We start from the raw sequence: 16,211 nt of genomic DNA, 5'->3' as shown, positions 1-16,211 counted from the left end.
AGTTGCGGCCTTGACTGCCTCGCGGTCGGGCGCGAGCGGGTCGGTCACCGTGCCGGACTCCTCGTCGAAGAGCCCCTGCGCCAGCCTGGTCACCGCAGCGGGGACCGGCGGCGCCAGGTCGGCCACAGCTCGGAGACCGGACAGGACGTCGTCGGGTCGTACGGCAGGTGTCACGTGCCGAACAACCAGCCGCAGTATCGCACAGGCGCTGTCCAGCGGCCTATCACCCTGGGGATCGCCCTGGGGAGCGGCTGCCGTCAGCTCGGTGACCGCGGAGCGTGCGTCGAAGGTGCGGACGCCGTTCTTGGTCTTGCGCTGTACTTCCACGGTCTCGGCCGCGAGAAACGCCTCGACGGCCTTCTCCGCGTCCTCGACGGTGACGCCTTCGAGGCGCAGCTCCCAGATGGAGGCGGTGAGCCGGTCGGCGAGGCCCGNNAGGCCCGAGGTCCGGGCCTCGACGGCGTCGGTGATGTCGAGGCCGGCCGGGAGGGACTCGTCGAGCAGGACCCGCAGGGTCTCCGGGTCGCGCGTCTCGGTGAGGGCGATCTCCAGGTATTCGGCCTCGGAGCCCGTGCCCGTGGGGGCGGCGTTGGCGTACGACACCTTGGGGTGCGGGGTGAAGCCGGCCGAGTACGCCATGGGCACCTCGGCACGGCGCAGCGCACGCTCGAAAGCGCGCTGGAAGTCACGGTGGCTGGTGAACCGGAGGCGGCCGCGCTTGGTGTAGCGCAGTCGGATGCGCTGCACCGCCGGTGCGGGCGGCGGGCCTTCGGGCTGTCGCTTGCCCAGTGGTTCTTCTCCTCGGTGCGGGGCGGGCGCGGGGGGCGCCGACCACGAGATGTGCGGGTGGCCCTGGGGGGTCCGCCCGGTTCACCCCCGCTTTCGCAGGGAGATCTCGGGGGCGGGCGCCGCGCCGGGGACGTTCGTTGTACTACCCAGAGTACGCGCCCGGGCCACCTCCGGTTCCCCGGACCCGGACGACCGGACTGAGCCGACCAGGGCACGCCAGGTGTCCCGGCGGGCCTCCCGCACGGCGGCGCGGGCCGAGCCGAGCGCTTCGCGGGCCGCGTGTCCGGCGCCGGCGAGCGTCTCCTTCGCGACCCGCCCGGCCGTGGCGGCGGCGCGGGCGGCTGCGGCGGCGAGGAGGCCGGCCGCGGCGGCGGCGCGGCGGGCCGGCGCCCAGACGTGGTCGCGGATCCAGTGTCCGACGGGTGTGCAGACGCTCCGCCAGAACCAGACCAGGGGCAGACCCACCAGGGTCCGTACCGTCCACTTCACCGCACGCCCGACGGCCCGCGACACGTACCCGGCGACGCGCCAGCACAGGGCGAGCGCGTCCCGCACCTCGCGCGCGACGGTTACGAGGACCCGGTTCCAGAGCCACCCGAGGGGGACGACGATCCCGTACCGGACGAGCGGCACGAGGACGTACCGCCAGAGCCCCGCCCACGGCCACACGAACACGGCCCTGGCCAGCAGGACGGTGGCGACGGCGATGCCCCGCCCGAGCCGGGGGAAGAGCCACCCGAGGCCCTTCCCGGCCGGGGTCAGCACGTGCCGGTCGAACCAGAGGACGGGCACGACGACGCCGTACCGCAGCAGCGGCACCAGGACGTACCGGAAGAGCGCGGAGACCGGTACGAACACGCCCTTCTCCAGGAGGAGGAAGAGCCCGTCGCCGAGCGGGACGAGGCCCCGGCGGTACAGCCAGAAGGCGGGTGCGGCGATCCCGTACCGGCAGACCGGCACGACCACGTACCGCCAGAGGCCGGTCCACGGCCATACGAACACGGCCCTGGCCAGCCACCCGGCCCCGGTCCCCAGGCCCCGCCCGAGCCGGGGGAGGAACCACCCGAGTCCCGCCCCGACCGCCGCGAGGGCCCGGGCCAGGCCGCGGCCGGTCGGGCGCAGCACCGTGCGGTGGAGCCATCGGGCCGGCGCGGCGATCCCGTAGCGGGCGACGGGCACGAGCAGGTACCGCCAGAGCCCCGCCCACGGCCACACGAAGAGCAGCTTTCCGAGGAGGCGGGCGCCGGCCGCGAGTCCCCGGCCCGCCGGGGCGAGCAGCGTCCGGTGCAGCCACCGCACCGGACGGGCCACCAGATGGTGGAAGAGCCACCCGAGACCCCTCCCCACGCCGGTGAGCACCCGGGTGAGGCCCTGGTTCAGCCCGGTGAGCACATACGCGAGTCCCCGGCCCGCCGGACGGAGGACCGCGCGGTCGAGGAAGTGGGCCGCGGCCACGAGGGCGTCCCAGACCATGCGGACCGGCAGGACGGCGACCAGCACGACGATCCGGACCGGGATGCGGATCAGTGCGGGCGGCGGCGGGCTCTCCGTGCTCATGCCTGACATGACGCAACGGCCCGGCGGAGGGTTCTCCCTCACGCCGGGCCGTTCGCCGGATCCCTCTCCGGTCGGAGCTACTTCACGACCGACAGCGGCAGCAGCTTCTTGCCGGTGGGGCCGATCTGGATGTGGGTGTCCATCTGCGGGCAGACGCCGCAGTCGAAGCACGGGGTCCAGCGGCAGTCCTCGACCTCGGTCTCGTCGAGCGAGTCCTGCCAGTCCTCCCAGAGCCAGTCCTTGTCGAGACCGGAGTCCAGGTGGTCCCAGGGCAGGACCTCCTCGTAGGTGCGCTCGCGGGTCGTGTACCAGGCGACGTCGACGCCCATCTCCGGCAGCGTCTTCTCGGCGCAGGCCATCCAGCGGTCGTACGAGAAGTGCTCGCGCCAGCCATCGAAGCGGCCACCGTCCTCGTACACCGCGCGGATGACCGCACCGATGCGGCGGTCGCCGCGGGAGAGGAGGCCCTCGACGATGCCCGGCTTGCCGTCGTGGTAGCGGAAGCCGATCGAGCGGCCGTACTTCTTGTCGCCGCGGATCTTGTCGCGGAGCTTGCGCAGCCGCTCGTCCGTCTCCTCGGCCGACAGCTGCGGGGCCCACTGGAACGGGGTGTGCGGCTTGGGGACGAAACCGCCGATGGAGACGGTGCAGCGGATGTCGTTCTGGCCGGAGACCTTGCGGCCCTCGGCGATCACGTTCATCGCCATGTCGGCGATCTGGAGGACGTCCTCGTCGGTCTCCGTCGGCAGGCCGCACATGAAGTACAGCTTCACCTGGCGCCAGCCGTTGCCGTACGCGGTGGAGACGGTCCGGATGAGGTCCTCCTCCGAGACCATCTTGTTGATGACCTTGCGCATGCGCTCGGAGCCGCCCTCGGGGGCGAAGGTGAGGCCGGAGCGGCGCCCGTTCCTGGTCAGCTCGTTGGCCAGGTCCACGTTGAAGGCGTCGACACGGGTGGACGGGAGGGACAGGCCCACCTTGTCCTCCGTGTACCGGTCGGCGAGGCCCTTGGCGATCTCACCGATCTCGGAGTGGTCCGCGGAGGACAGCGAGAGGAGGCCGACCTCCTCGAAGCCCGTGGCCTTGAGACCCTTCTCGACCATCTCGCCGATGCCGGTGATGCTTCGCTCCCGCACGGGGCGCGTGATCATGCCGGCCTGGCAGAAGCGGCAGCCGCGGGTGCAGCCGCGGAAGATCTCGACGGACATGCGCTCGTGGACGGTCTCCGCGAGCGGCACGAGAGGCTGCTTGGGGTACGGCCACTCGTCGAGGTCCATGACGGTGTGCTTGGAGACGCGCCACGGCACACCGGACTTGTTGGGCACGACACGGCCGATGCGGCCGTCCGGCAGGTACTCCACGTCGTAGAACCGCGGGATGTACACCGAGCCGGTCCTCGCGAGGCGGAAGAGGACCTCCTCGCGGCCGCCCGGCCGGCCCTCGGCCTTCCAGGCGCGGATGATCTCGGTCATGTCGAGGACGGCCTGTTCGCCGTCGCCGATGATCGCCGCGTCGATGAAGTCCGCGATCGGCTCGGGGTTGAAGGCCGCGTGGCCGCCCGCGAGCACGATCGGGTGGTCGACGGTCCGGTCCTTCGACTCCAGCGGGATGCCGGCCAGGTCGAGGGCGGTGAGCATGTTCGTGTAGCCGAGCTCGGTGGAGAAGCTCAGGCCGAACACGTCGAACGCGCCGACGGGGCGGTGGCTGTCGACCGTGAACTGCGGGACCTTGTGCTCCCGCATGAGCTCTTCGAGGTCCGGCCAGACGCTGTAGGTGCGCTCGGCGAGCACGCCCTCGCGCTCGTTGAGCACCTCGTAAAGGATCATGACGCCCTGGTTGGGCAGACCGACCTCGTACGCGTCCGGGTACATCAGCGCCCAGCGGACGTCGGCGGACTCCCACGGCTTGACCGTGGAGTTCAGCTCTCCACCGACGTACTGAATCGGCTTCTGCACGTGCGGGAGCAGAGCTTCGAGCTGCGGGAAGACAGACTCGGCAGCAGACATCTCGAACCTTCGTGAGCTGGCAGGGGGGCGACTCTCAAGCGTACCCCGGTGCTCAGCGGGTCAGGGACGCCGTGAGTTCGGGGGCCGAGGCCCGGGACCACAGCTCGGGGAGCGCCCGCTCGGCGGCGGCCGCGGCGGCTTCCTCGTGTCCGTGGAGAACTCCCCAGGTGAAAGCCGATTCGCCGACGCCGTGGGCCTGGATCCCCAGCTCGCGGACGGCCTCGCGGGCGACGACGGCGTCCTGGTGCTCACCGAGCAGGGACTGGACGCGCTTCACACGTTTCGCCAGCCGCTTCGCGGGCTTCCCGAGGGTGGGACGGGCGGCCTCGGCGGCGTAGCGGGCGCGTTTGGCGGCCTTGCGGGCCTCGTGGAGGGCGAGGTCGCGTTCGTGGCCGGGGTCGAGGGAGAGGGCGTGCTCCACGCGGCGGGCGAGGCGGCGGTGGTCCTTGCGGACGGCACGGGCGAGGACCCGGTGGGCGTCGCGGTCGGCGTGCTTGCGCAGCGGCGGGGCGGCGAGGAGTGCGTCGAGTCGGCGGAGGAGGTCGAGATGGCGGTCCGAGTCGAGGGCGGCGAGGGCCTGGCGCCGGGCGCGCCGGCCGTGGGCGGCGTCGCGGCGGCGCAGCCGGGCCTTGACCGGGCCGAGGACGAGGGTGCGGGGCAGGTCGTTCACGCGGGCCCGCAGCCGTTCGTCGAGGACCTCCTGGTCGCGGGCGACGCCGAGCTCTCCGGCGAGCCATTTCAGTTCGTCGCCGATCGGGTCGGTGACCTCCCGGTCGAGGACCTTCTTGTACGTCTTGAAGGCGCTGCGCAGCCGTCGGCAGGCGACGCGCAGCTGGTGGACGGCGTCGGGCAGATCGCGCCGTACGGCGGGGTCGTACGCGACGATCGCCTCGACCTGTTCCCGTACGTAGGCGAGGACGGCGGCTCCGGCGGTGCCGGGTGTCACGGGGGCGGCCGGTGCCTCGCCGGGCTCCAGGCCCGTCTCGGCGAGCGCCCGTGACAGTTTCGACGGGGAGTCCGAGGGCCGGATGCCGGCCTTCCTGAGGCGCTTCTCGACGGCGTCGAGGACGGCGGGGTCGGTGTCGTCGGCGAGTTCGACCTCGATCTCGGTCCAGGCGGCCTCTCCCCCGCTCGTGAGGCCCTCGGCGTGGACGGTGTCCACGGAGAGTTCGGCGAGGAGGGTGCCGTCGCCGTCGCGGAGGTGGCGGACGTCACGGGAGGAGCGGAGGCGGACGACGGGGACGACCTCGGCGTCCCGGACGCGGGACCGCAGGAGCTCCGCCAGGGACGGCGGGAGCGTGTCGGAGAGCGGGGCTCTGATCTCGTCGCGGATGCCGGAGGCGACGGGGAACTTCAGGTGCCAGCCGGCGTCCGCGCCGCCGGTGCGGCGGCGCAGGGTCAGCGCGTCGGCGGCGAGCCGCAGGTCGGGGGTGTCGTAGTAAACCGCGTCGAGTTCGGTGACGCCCTCGTCGGTGACCGAGGTCACCCCGGCCGCCCGGGTCAGGTCCGGGAGGCCGGTCCGGGGGGTGGCTTCGTACTTCCGCTCGATCTCTCGCTTCGTGTCCGCCATGAATCGAATCTAGACGGGAAGTGAACGCGATGGCAGAGGGCCTCGGCCGATCAGGCCGTCATCGGCCGCTGCACCCTGATCGACTGGAGCAGCCCGATCGCCACCCATACCGCGAACATCGACGAGCCGCCGTACGAGACGAACGGCAGCGGCAGGCCGGCGACCGGCATGATGCCGAGCGTCATGCCGATGTTCTCGAAGGACTGGAAGGCGAACCAGGCGATGATCCCGGCCGCCACGACCGTGCCGTAGAGCTCGGTGGTCTCGCGGGCGATCCGGCAGGCCCGCCAGAGGACGACGCCGAGGAGGAGGAGGATGAGTCCGGCGCCGACGAAGCCGAGCTCCTCCCCCGCGACGGTGAAGATGAAGTCGGTCTGCTGCTCGGGCACGAACTGGCCGCTGGTCTGGTGCCCCTTGAACAGGCCCGTTCCGTACAAGCCGCCGGAACCGATCGCGATGCGGGCCTGGTTGGTGTTGTAGCCGACGCCCGCCGGGTCGAGGTCGGGGTTGGCGAAGGCCGCGAAGCGGTTGATCTGGTACTCGTCGAGCATGCCGAGCGCGGTGACGAGGACCGCGCCGCCGACGCCGGCTCCGATCAGGCCGAGGACCCAGCGGTTGGACGCCCCGGAGGCGAGCAGGACCCCGAGCACGATGACGGCCATGACCATGACCGACCCGAGGTCGGGCATCAGCATGACGATGCCCATGGGGAGCGCGGCCAGGGTGAGCGCCTTGGCGACGGTGCGGTGGTCGGGGTGGAGCTGGTCGCCGGCGTCGACCTTGGCGGCGAGCAGCATCGCCATGATCAGGATGATCGTGATCTTCACGAACTCGCTGGGCTGGAGGGAGAAGCCGCCGCCGACGACGATCCACGCGTGGGCGCCGTTGATGGTGGCGCCGAGCGGGGTGAGGACGGCGAGGATCAGCACGATCGAGAGCGTGTAGAGGATCGGCACCGCGCCGCGCAGGGTGCGGTGGCCGAGCCAGATCGTGCCGATCATCAGGGCGACGCCGATGCCGGTGTTGAGCACGTGCCGGAAGAGGAAGTAGTACGGGTCGCCGTTGTTGAGCTCGGTGCGGCCGCGGGTGGCGGACCAGACGAGCAGGGCGCCGATGAGGGAGAGCGCGAGCGCCGAGAGCAGGATCGGCCAGTCGAGCCGGCGCAGCACCGAGTCACGGGCGGTGAGCCGTGCGACCGGCCCGCGGTCGGGCGCGTAGCGGGATACGGAGAAGCTCGTACGGGTCGTCATCGTGTCAGTCCCTCATGTGGGGAGGCGGGCCCGCGAGCGGCGGTGCTCCGCCGCCGTCCTCGGCAGGATCGACCAACTGCGACTTCGGGTCGTACGGCTTGATCGCGGGGGCGTCGATGGTGCCGTCGGCGTTGACCTTCGGCAGGGTCTTCTGCGGCTTCGGCAGCAGGGCGCGCTTGAGGTCCTGGTTGCCCGCGTCGTCGAGGCCGTAGAGGGCGTCGTAGATGTTGCGCACGGCGGGGCCTGAGGCGCCGGAGCCGGTGCCGCCCTGGGAGATGGTCATGACGATGGTGAAGTCGTCGGTGTAGGTCGCGAGCCACGAGGTGGTCTGCTTGCCGTAGACCTGGGCGGTGCCGGTCTTCGCCCGCATCGGGATCTTGTCCTGGGGCCAGCCGCCGAACCGCCAGGCGGCGGTGCCGCCGGGCTCGACGACGGAGCGCAGTCCCTTGTCGAGGTCGCGGATGGTCCCGGCGCCCACCGGCAGCCTGCCGTGGGCCGTGGGCTTGATCTCCCGGATCGACTTGCCGTCCGGGCTGATCACGGCCTTGCCGACGGTGGGGTTGAAGAGCGTGCCGCCGTTGCTGATGGCGGAGTAGGCGGTGGCCATCTGGATGGGGGTGACGAGGACGTCACCCTGGCCGATGGCGAAGTTGATGCTGTCGTACGCCTTCAGCTGGTTGCCTTCGAGGCAGCTCTCGTACGCGATCTGCTCGACGTAGCTGCCGCCCTTCTTGCCCTGCTTGCACCAGGAGTCCTTGTTGGCCGCCCAGAAGTCCTGCTTCCACTTGCGGTCGGGGATCCGGCCCTTGACCTCGTTGGGCAGGTCGATGCCGGTCTCGGAACCGAGGCCGAAGTCACGGGCGGTCGTGTAGAACCAGTTGTGGGCGTCCTTGTGGGGCTTGATCCCGCCGTCGCGCTGCCACTCCTTGTGGCCCAGGGCGTAGAAGACGGTGTTGCAGGAGAACTTGAGGGCGTCCCCAAGGGTGATGGGGCCGTGGCCCTGGGACTCGAAGTTGGCGAAGCTGCGGCTGCCGAGGCTGTAGGAGCTGCTGCAGTTGTACTTGTCGTTGAAGTCGTAGCCGGCGCGCACGGCGGCGCTCGCCGACACCACCTTGAAGATGGAGCCCGCGGGGGCCTGGCCCTGGATGGCCCGGTTGAGCAGCGGGTAGTTGGAACCCTTGCTGGTCATCGCGGCGTAGTCCGTGGCGGAGATGCCGCCGACCCAGGCGTTGGGGTCGTAGTCGGGCTGGGAGGCCATCGCGACGACGCGGCCGGTCTTGGCCTCCATGACGACGACGGCGCCCGAGTCGGCCTCGTACTTACGGCCGGTGATCTTGTCGGTCTCGCCGCGGACCAGCTTCATCGCCGCGTTGAGCTCGTACTCGGCGACGGCCTGGACCCGGGCGTCGATGCTGGTGACGAGGGTGGAGCCGGCGACGCCGGGGTCGGACTTCGTCTGGCCCATGACGCGGCCGAGGTTGTCGACCTCGTAGCGGGTCACACCGGCCTTGCCGCGCAACTCCTTGTCGTACGTGCGCTCGATGCCGGAACGGCCGACCTGGTCGGAGCGGAGGAACGGCGACTCGGTGTCCTTGGCCTTCTCGATCTCCCCGTCGGTGACGGGCGAGAGGTAGCCGAGCACCTGCGCGGAGCGGGCCTTGCCGGGCGCGGGATAGCGGCGGACGGCGGTGGGTTCGGCCGTGATGCCCGGGAAGTCCTCGGAGCTCTCACGGATGGTCAGCGCCTGCTGGGTGGTGGCCTCGTCCGTGACCGGGATCGGCTGGTAGGGCGAACCGTTCCAGCAGGGCTTCGGGGTCTTGGAGTCGCAGAGCCTGATCTTGTTGATGACGTCGTCGGGCTTCATTTCGAGGACGTCGGCGAGCCGGGTCAGGACCGCCTTGCCGCGGTCCTTCATCTTCATCAGCTCGGTGCGGGACGCGGAGACCACGAGCCGGGTCTCGTTGTCGGCCAGCGGGACGCCGCGGGCGTCGAGGACGGCGCCGCGCACGGCGGGCTGTACGACCTGCTGGACGTGGTTGTTCTTCGCCTCGTCCGTGTACTCCTTGCCGTTGCGGATCTGGAGGTACCAGAGCCGGCCCCCCAGGGTCAGCAGCAGCGAGAAGACGAGGATCTGGATGACGACGAGCCGGATCTGGACCCGGGGGGTCCGCCCTGTCTCGGGGATGTTGCTCATACTGCCGGTGCCCCCTCGGTCACAGTCGCTTGACTCCCTTGATGCGTCCGGCCCGTGAGGCGCGGCTCCGGGCGGTCTTCACCCGCAGGCCGCCGCGCTGGTTCCCGATCCTCAGGCCGGTGCCGGAGGAGAGCCAGCCGGAGGCGACGTCGGCGCCGTTGCCCCCGCCGGCGTCGGCGAGCGGGTCGTTCTCCGCGCGTCTGGCCAGAGCCATGATGAGCGGCACCGTGAAGGGCGCGAGGAGCAGGTCGTACACGGCCGCGGTGAACAGCAGGAACCCGAGGCCGACATGGCGGGCGGCGGTGTCGCCGACGAGGGCGCCCACTCCCGCGTACAGCAGGGTGGAGCCGATGGCGGCCGCGACGACGACGGCCATCGGGCCGGCCGCCGAGGTCAACCGGCCGTTCTCCGGGCGGGCCAGGCCGACGAGGTAGCCGATGACGCAGAGCACGAGGGCGTAGCGGCCGGCGGCGTGGTCGGCGGGCGGGGCCAGGTCGGCGAGGAGGCCGGCGCTGAATCCGATGAGCGAGCCGCTGACCGGTCCGTACACCAGGGCCAGGCCGACCACGGTGAGCAGGACCAGGTCGGGGACGGCGCCCGGGAGCTGGAGCCGGGCGAGGACGGAGACCTGCACGACCAGGGCCACCACGATCAGGGTGGCGGAGAGGAGGATCCGGTTGAACTTCACGGTGTCGTGTCCCCCTGGTTCCGGCCCTGGTCCTGCTGGTTCTGCCCCTGTTGGTTCTGCTGCTGTCCGTCGGCGGCCCGCTGTCCGTCCGGTGGCGGCGGTGTCACCGTGACCGTGACGGTCGGCGCGGGCTTGGGCTTCCGCGGAAGGACCATGTCGCGCGGGTCGGAGCGGGGGGCCTGGACGACGACGCCGACGATGTCGAGCTTGGTGAAGCCGGCGTACGGGCGGACGTAGATGTTGCGGGTCAGGCCGCCGCCCGCGGGGTCGACGCGGACGACCTCGCCGACCGGCACGCCGGGCACGAAGGGCTTGTCGCCCGCGGAGCCGAAGGTGACGAGCCGGTCGCCGGGCTTCACCTTGGCCTTGCCGTTGAGGAGCTGCACGAGCAGCGGGCGGTCGCCCTGGCCGGTGGCGAAGCCGAGCTCGTCGGACTTCTCCATGCGCGTACCGACGGTGAAGTCGGGGTCGTTGGCGAGCAGGACCGTGGAGGTCGACGGGCCGACGGTGGTGACGCGGCCGACGAGTCCGGAGCCGTTCAGCACGGTCATGTCCCGCTTGACGCCGTCGCGCGCACCGATGTCGACGGTGATGGTCCAGGAGAAGCCCTGGGCCGCTCCTATGGCGATGACCTGCGCGCCCTTGATGCCGTACTGCCCGGCACCGGCGGTCTTCAGGATGGAGTCGAGCTCGCGCAGCCGGTTGCGGTTGCGGTCGTCGCTGCCGAGCTCCGCCTTGAGCTCGGCGTTCTCCTTCTCCAGGGCGGCGATCCGGGTGTGCCGCTCGCCGGAGTCCCTGACCGCGCCTATGGCGTTGCCGATGGGATCGACGGCGGCCGCCACACCGTTCTCGACCGGCCCGAAGACCGCCGCTGCGGCCTGCCGGGCACCGTCGACGGGTGACTCCTGACCGCCGCGGATGTCCACCGTGATCAGTGCGAACGCGATGGCGATCAGCAGCACCAGGAGCAGCCGGCTCTCTCGTGTGTCCCTCACGTGCGGCGGCCGTGCCTTTCCTCGTGGTTCGGTTGTTCGGCTGTGGGTGTACGGCTCTGCGCGGTGGTGCTCTCGTGGGCCGTACGGGTGGTGCTAGCGGCGCGGCTGGGCGTCCAGGACCTGCTGGAGGGCCTCGAACTCCTCCACGCACTTGCCGGAGCCGAGCGCCACCGAGTCCAGCGGGTCCTCGGCGATGTGGATCGGCATGCCGGTCTCGCGGCGGAGGCGCTCGTCGAGGCCGCGGAGCAGGGCGCCGCCACCCGTGAGAACGATGCCGCGGTCCATGACGTCACCGGAGAGCTCCGGCGGGCACTTGTCGAGGGTGGTCTTCACCGCGTCGACGATGGCGTTGACCGGCTCCTCGATGGCCTTGCGGACCTCGGCGGCCGAGATGACCACGGTCTTGGGCAGACCGGAGACGAGGTCGCGGCCGCGGATCTCGGTGTGCTCGTCCTTGTCGAGGTCGTACGCGGAGCCGATGGTGATCTTGATCTGCTCGGCGGTGCGCTCACCGAGGAGGAGCGAGTACTCCTTCTTGATGTGCTGGATGATCGCGTTGTCCAGCTCGTCGCCGGCGACCCGGATCGACTGTGCCGTGACGATTCCGCCGAGGGAGATGACGGCGACCTCGGTGGTGCCGCCGCCGATGTCCACGACCATGTTGCCGGTGGCCTCGTGGACCGGGAGGCCCGAGCCGATGGCCGCCGCCATGGGCTCCTCGATGATGTGCACCTGGCGGGCGCCGGCCTGTGTCGAGGCCTCGATGACGGCGCGGCGCTCCACTCCGGTGATACCGGAGGGCACGCAGACGACGACCCGGGGGCGGGCCAGGTAGCGGCGCTTGTGGATCTTGAGGATGAAGTAGCGGAGCATCCGCTCGGTGATCTCGAAGTCGGCGATCACGCCGTCCTTCAGGGGCCGGACGGCGACGATGTTGCCGGGGGTCCGGCCGATCATCTTCTTCGCCTCGGATCCCACCGCGAGGATGCCGCCGGTGTTGGTGTTGATCGCGACGACGGACGGCTCGTTGAGGACGATGCCACGCCCCCTGACGTACACCAGCGTGTTGGCAGTCCCGAGGTCGATAGCCATGTCACGGCCGATGAACGACATTGAGTTCCCCTTGTTTCCCATGAGGATGCTTCGGGCCTTCCCCAGCGAGCGTTGACGGCTTCTCAGGCAGGCGAAACGGTGGCTGAAATGGGTGGCTGAAGGTGGTGCGGCGTGGAGTTTTCCATCGTAGTGCCGCCCGCCCGGATACCGCGCGGTGGTCCACCTCTGTACAGGTGACGGTAGGACGCGGCGATCCGTTCCCGGGATCGGCGTTCATATGCCTGGGGGCGACCGAATTCCTTCGGTCGCCCCACAGGCTGTTGCTGCGTTCGGCTGACGCCGAGTCAGTGACGTCGCGTCGGCTCAGACGAGACCGGGGAAGAAGATCTTCAGCTCGCGCTGCGCCGACTCCTCCGAGTCGGAGGCGTGGATCAGGTTCTCCCGGACGATGGTGCCGAAGTCGCCGCGGATCGAACCGGGCGCGGCGGCGATCGGGTCGGTCGGACCGGCCAGCTGGCGGACGCCCTCGATGACCCGCTCGCCCTCGACGACGAGCGCGACGACGGGGCCGGAGGACATGAAGCCCATCAGCGGCTCGTAGAACGGCTTGCCCTTGTGCTCGCCGTAGTGCTGCTCCAGGGTCTCCTGGTCCAGCTCGCGCAGCTCCAGGGCCGCCAGGGTCCAGCCGGCCTTGCGCTCGATACGGCCGATGATCTCGCCGACCAGGCCACGGCGGACGGCGTCGGGCTTGAGCAGGACGAGCGTGCGCTGGCTCACGGGGGAACTCCTTCGGAAAAGCGGTGTGCGGGACCTCCGAGGCTACAGGCCCCGCACGCCCCTCGATTACGCAGCGTCAGGCCCTGCCGAGGCCCCCGCGGCCTCGGTCTCGGCCCACCGTGCCTTGATGTCGTCGATCCGTCGCCCGTAGTGAACGGACGCCCACCACAGACCGGCGAAAACCGCCCCGAGGAAGAACATCGTCGGCACGACGAAGCCGCTGAGGATCAGGCCGATCTGCAGGGCCCAGCCGAGCTGCACACCGCCGGGGCGGGTGACCATCCCACAGAGCAGCACCGAGATGACCATCGCGACACCGCAGACCCACCAGACGGTGGACATCGCGAGACTGTCGTCCTTCATCGCGACGAGACCGGCGAAGCCGATCACGAAGAACTCGCCGATGAGCGTCGAGGAACAGAGCGTACGCATCGGGTTCAGCCCCTTCGCAGCAGCAGCCGGGCATCGCCGACCGTGAAGATCGAACCGGTCACGAGGACACCCGCGCCGCCGTACTCGGCCTCTTCCTCCGCGAGGGTGATGGCCGCCTCCAGGGCGTCGGGCAGCCGCGGCTCCACGACGACCCGGTCCTCGCCGAAGACCTCGACCGCGATGGCGGCGAGCTCGTCCACGTCCGTGGCACGCGGGTTGGAGTTCGCCGTGACGACGACCTCCGCGAAGATCGGCTCGAAGGCCTCCAGGAGGCCCTTGGCGTCCTTGTCGCCGCTCGTGGAGACCACGCCGACCAGCCGCGAGAAGCCGAAGGCCTCACTGACGCCCTCCGCCGTCGCCCGCGCGCCGTGCGGGTTGTGCGCGGCGTCCAGGATCACCGTCGGGGACGAGCGGACGATCTCCAGACGACCGGGCGAGGCCACCTGGGCGAAGGCCTGCCGGACCGTGTCGAGGTCCAGGGTCCGCGCGTGCTCCGAGCCGATTCCGAAGAAGGCCTCGACCGCCGCCAGCGCGACCGCCGCGTTGTGCGCCTGGTAGGCGCCGTGCAGCGGCAGGAAGATGTTGTCGTACTCGCCGCCCAGACCGCGCAGGGTGAGGAGCTGGCCGCCGACCGCGACCTCGCGGGCGACGACGCCGAACTCCATGCCCTCGCGGGCCACGGTGGCGTCCGCCTCGACGGCCTTCTTCAGCAGGACCTGTGCCGCGTCCACCGGCTGCTGGGCCAGGATCACGGTCGCGCCCTGCTTGATGATCCCGGACTTCTCGCCGGCGATCTCGGCGGTCGTCGCGCCGAGCCGGTCCGTGTGGTCCAGGTCGATGGGGGTGACGACGGCGACGGAGCCGTCGATGACGTTCGTCGCGTCCCAGGTGCCGCCCATGCCGACCTCGACGACGGCCGCGTCGACCGGCGCGTCGGCGAAGGCCGCGTACGCCATTCCGGTGAGGACCTCGAAGAAGGAGAGCCGGTACTCCTCGCGGGCGTCGACCAGCTCCACGTACGGCTTGATGTCCCGGTACGTCTCGACGAAGCGCTCGGCGGAGATCGGGGCGCCGTCCAGGCTGATGCGCTCGGTGATGGTCTGCACGTGCGGCGACGTGTACCGCCCGGTGCGCAGCTCGAAGGCGCCGAGCAGGGCCTCGATCATGCGGGCCGTCGACGTCTTGCCGTTGGTGCCGGTGATGTGGATCGAGGGGTACGCGCGCTGCGGCTCGCCGAGGACGTCCATCAGGGCCGCGATCCGGGTGACCGAGGGCTCCAGCTTGGTCTCGCCCCAGCGGGTGGACAGCTCGGTCTCGACCTCGCGCAGCGCCTTGTCGAGCTCCGGGTCCTCGGGGCGGCCCGGCACCGGGTCGCCCTGGGGCCGGCCGCCCTGGGTGCGCAGCGTACGGCTGCCGGCCTCGATCACCGCCAGGTCGGGGTCGCGCTGGGTCTCGGTGTCGACGATGTCGTCGAACTGGTCGTCGCTCTGGTCGCTCGGCTCACTCACGGGCCCAGTCTACGGACGGGTTCCGACACCACGACCGACAGGACCATGGACCCGGCCTTTTCGGGACTTTCGGACCGCCGTCCGCCGTACCGGCCGGGCAGACTTGGCGATCATGGACAAGGGGATCGACCTCGGCACGGCCGACACGCTCCTCGACGAGCGAGGTCACGGCCGCGTCGGCGTACGGCGCTGCGGGCCGGTCGGCGCCGGCCCGCACCGCGCGGCACCTAGCGCGACAGGCCCGTCGGCAGCAGTGCCGTCACCTGGTAGCCGTCGCCCTCCCGGCGGGCCGCCAGGGTGCCGCCCATGCTGGTGACCCGCTCCTCCATCGAGAACAGCCCGGTGCCGGTGGAGACCGGGGCCGGATCCGGCGGCGTCTTCGGCAGCGGGTTGCGGACCTCGATGCGCAGATCGGGGCCCTCCACCGTGATCGCGACCGTCACGGGCAGCCCGGGGGCGTGCTTCGCGGCGTTCGTCAGGCACTCCCGCACGACCCGGTGGACGGCCGCCTGCCGCAGCGGCGAGAGGGCCTTCGCCTCCTCGGCGACCGTCAGTCCGACGGGGCTGCCCATCCGTTCGCTCTCCCGGGCGAGCTCGGCGAGCCCTTCGAGGCCGGGGGTGGCCGCGTCCCGGTCGGCGCGGCGCACGATCGTCTCGTTGAGCATGAGATGGGCGCGCCGTGCGGTGTCCGCGAGTTCCTCGAAGTCCTTCTGGTGGCCCTCGCCCCTGGCCCGTACGGCGAGGACCTCGGCCCGTACCGCGAGCACGGTCAGCTCACGGCCGACCAGGTCGTGGACGTCCCGGCCGACGGAGATCCGCTCCTCCTGGACGGCCTGCCGGGCGGCCGCCTCGCGCCGCTGGACCTCCAGGGCGCGGACGAGGTCCTGCCGGTACGCGGCGATGCCGACGCCCGCCGCGAGGACGCCGATCGGGACGACGATGCTCAGGAAGTCGCTCAAGGTGTCGCCGTGCCGGGCGGGCCAGCCGGGTGTCTGGAAGAGGCCGTAGGCGACGGCGACGTACAGCAGGGTGGCGGCGACGGCGGCGCGGCGCCCCCGGTACCGGCCGATCGAGTACAGCGCGAACTGGATCATGGTCAGCTCGTGCAGCCAGCCCATCAGGCCGAGCGCCACCAGATACGGCACCCAGGGCAGTCGGCGCCGGAGCACCAGGGTGGCGGCGCCGGCCGCGAGGACCAGGGTGGCGGTGACGCCGGTCAGTGAGTTGTCGGCACGGGCGAGCCCCGGCACGTCCAGGCACATGAGGCCGAAGGCGCTGAGCGCGGCGACGACGTCGAGGGCGCGGGGCGAGACCGCCCACCGGTCCACGCAACGGCGCAGCGCGGGGAAGGTGGGGAGGCGGAGCATGCCTTCCATCATCCAAGGTCTTTCG

General features: G+C 71.2%; 13 protein-coding genes and 1 pseudogene. All 14 read right to left on the bottom strand.

From position 1 onward, the window contains the following. Positions 1-434: pseudogene (locus tag AOK00_RS39980) on the bottom strand (DUF2344 domain-containing protein); the annotation flags it as partial. Between the two features lie 2 nt (positions 435-436). Further along, on the bottom strand, positions 437-747 hold a 311-nt coding region (locus tag AOK00_RS39975), incomplete at its 3' end, for a TIGR03936 family radical SAM-associated protein (protein ID WP_254047238.1). Between the two features lie 123 nt (positions 748-870). Then, positions 871-2,346, bottom strand: a complete 1,476-nt coding sequence (locus tag AOK00_RS04775; protein WP_055599058.1) for a hypothetical protein — start codon at positions 2,344-2,346, stop codon at positions 871-873. A gap of 77 nt (positions 2,347-2,423) precedes the next feature. Further along, positions 2,424-4,352: a TIGR03960 family B12-binding radical SAM protein gene (locus AOK00_RS04770; protein WP_055599057.1), complete on the bottom strand. Its 1,929-nt coding sequence runs from the start codon at positions 4,350-4,352 to the stop codon at positions 2,424-2,426. Between the two features lie 52 nt (positions 4,353-4,404). Continuing rightward, positions 4,405-5,922, bottom strand: coding sequence for a CYTH and CHAD domain-containing protein (locus tag AOK00_RS04765; RefSeq protein WP_055599056.1), 1,518 nt, complete (start codon positions 5,920-5,922; stop codon positions 4,405-4,407). Positions 5,923-5,972: 50 nt separating this feature from the next. Then, a complete protein-coding gene (gene rodA, locus AOK00_RS04760; protein WP_055599055.1) occupies positions 5,973-7,172 on the bottom strand; it encodes a rod shape-determining protein RodA in 1,200 nt (399 codons plus the stop codon). A 4-nt stretch (positions 7,173-7,176) separates the two neighbouring features. Further along, the gene (gene mrdA / locus AOK00_RS04755; RefSeq protein ID WP_055599054.1) at positions 7,177-9,366 is read right to left on the bottom strand and encodes a penicillin-binding protein 2; all 2,190 of its coding nucleotides are present in this window, start codon (positions 9,364-9,366) and stop codon (positions 7,177-7,179) included. A gap of 19 nt (positions 9,367-9,385) precedes the next feature. After that, a complete protein-coding gene (gene mreD, locus AOK00_RS04750) occupies positions 9,386-10,054 on the bottom strand; it encodes a rod shape-determining protein MreD (protein ID WP_055599053.1) in 669 nt (222 codons plus the stop codon). Further along, the gene (gene mreC, locus AOK00_RS04745) at positions 10,051-11,049 is read right to left on the bottom strand and encodes a rod shape-determining protein MreC (RefSeq protein WP_055599052.1); all 999 of its coding nucleotides are present in this window, start codon (positions 11,047-11,049) and stop codon (positions 10,051-10,053) included. Before mreC ends, mreD begins: the two co-directional genes overlap by 4 nt. Before the next feature lie 93 nt (positions 11,050-11,142). After that, positions 11,143-12,162 carry a rod shape-determining protein gene (locus AOK00_RS04740; RefSeq protein ID WP_055599051.1) on the bottom strand — a complete coding sequence of 340 codons (1,020 nt, stop codon included), beginning with the start codon at positions 12,160-12,162 and terminating at the stop codon, positions 11,143-11,145. A gap of 303 nt (positions 12,163-12,465) precedes the next feature. Then, positions 12,466-12,879 (bottom strand): nucleoside-diphosphate kinase, encoded by a 414-nt coding sequence (ndk, locus tag AOK00_RS04735; RefSeq protein WP_055599050.1) that lies wholly within the window; start codon positions 12,877-12,879, stop codon positions 12,466-12,468. A 66-nt stretch (positions 12,880-12,945) separates the two neighbouring features. Continuing rightward, entirely contained in the window at positions 12,946-13,311 is a 366-nt protein-coding gene (locus AOK00_RS04730; protein ID WP_055599049.1) for a DUF4233 domain-containing protein, read from the bottom strand. Positions 13,312-13,316: 5 nt separating this feature from the next. Further along, positions 13,317-14,819, bottom strand: coding sequence for a bifunctional tetrahydrofolate synthase/dihydrofolate synthase (folC, locus tag AOK00_RS04725; protein ID WP_055599048.1), 1,503 nt, complete (start codon positions 14,817-14,819; stop codon positions 13,317-13,319). 227 nt (positions 14,820-15,046) lie between these two features. Further along, positions 15,047-16,186 carry a sensor histidine kinase gene (locus AOK00_RS04720; protein WP_254047237.1) on the bottom strand — a complete coding sequence of 380 codons (1,140 nt, stop codon included), beginning with the start codon at positions 16,184-16,186 and terminating at the stop codon, positions 15,047-15,049. Positions 16,187-16,211: the final 25 nt, after the last annotated feature.

Source organism: Streptomyces aureus (assembly GCF_001418135.1).
Taxonomy (GTDB): domain Bacteria; phylum Actinomycetota; class Actinomycetes; order Streptomycetales; family Streptomycetaceae; genus Streptomyces; species Streptomyces aureus_A.
The sequence above is the reverse complement of the archived record's forward strand: the minus strand, read 5'-3'. Positions and strand labels throughout refer to the sequence as shown.

Excerpts from the sequence above, each read along its gene's own strand:
- AOK00_RS04770 (WP_055599057.1), bottom strand. The coding sequence starts at position 4,352 with ATGTCTGCTGCCGAGTCTGTCTTCCCGCAGCTCGAAGCTCTGCTCCCG.
- AOK00_RS04740 (WP_055599051.1), bottom strand. The coding sequence starts at position 12,162 with ATGTCGTTCATCGGCCGTGACATGGCTATCGACCTCGGGACTGCCAAC.
- AOK00_RS04775 (WP_055599058.1), bottom strand. The coding sequence starts at position 2,346 with ATGAGCACGGAGAGCCCGCCGCCGCCCGCACTGATCCGCATCCCGGTC.
- AOK00_RS04730 (WP_055599049.1), bottom strand. The coding sequence starts at position 13,311 with ATGCGTACGCTCTGTTCCTCGACGCTCATCGGCGAGTTCTTCGTGATC.
- AOK00_RS04720 (WP_254047237.1), bottom strand. The coding sequence starts at position 16,186 with ATGCTCCGCCTCCCCACCTTCCCCGCGCTGCGCCGTTGCGTGGACCGG.
- mrdA (WP_055599054.1), bottom strand. The coding sequence starts at position 9,366 with ATGAGCAACATCCCCGAGACAGGGCGGACCCCCCGGGTCCAGATCCGG.
- rodA (WP_055599055.1), bottom strand. The coding sequence starts at position 7,172 with ATGACGACCCGTACGAGCTTCTCCGTATCCCGCTACGCGCCCGACCGC.
- AOK00_RS04765 (WP_055599056.1), bottom strand. The coding sequence starts at position 5,922 with ATGGCGGACACGAAGCGAGAGATCGAGCGGAAGTACGAAGCCACCCCC.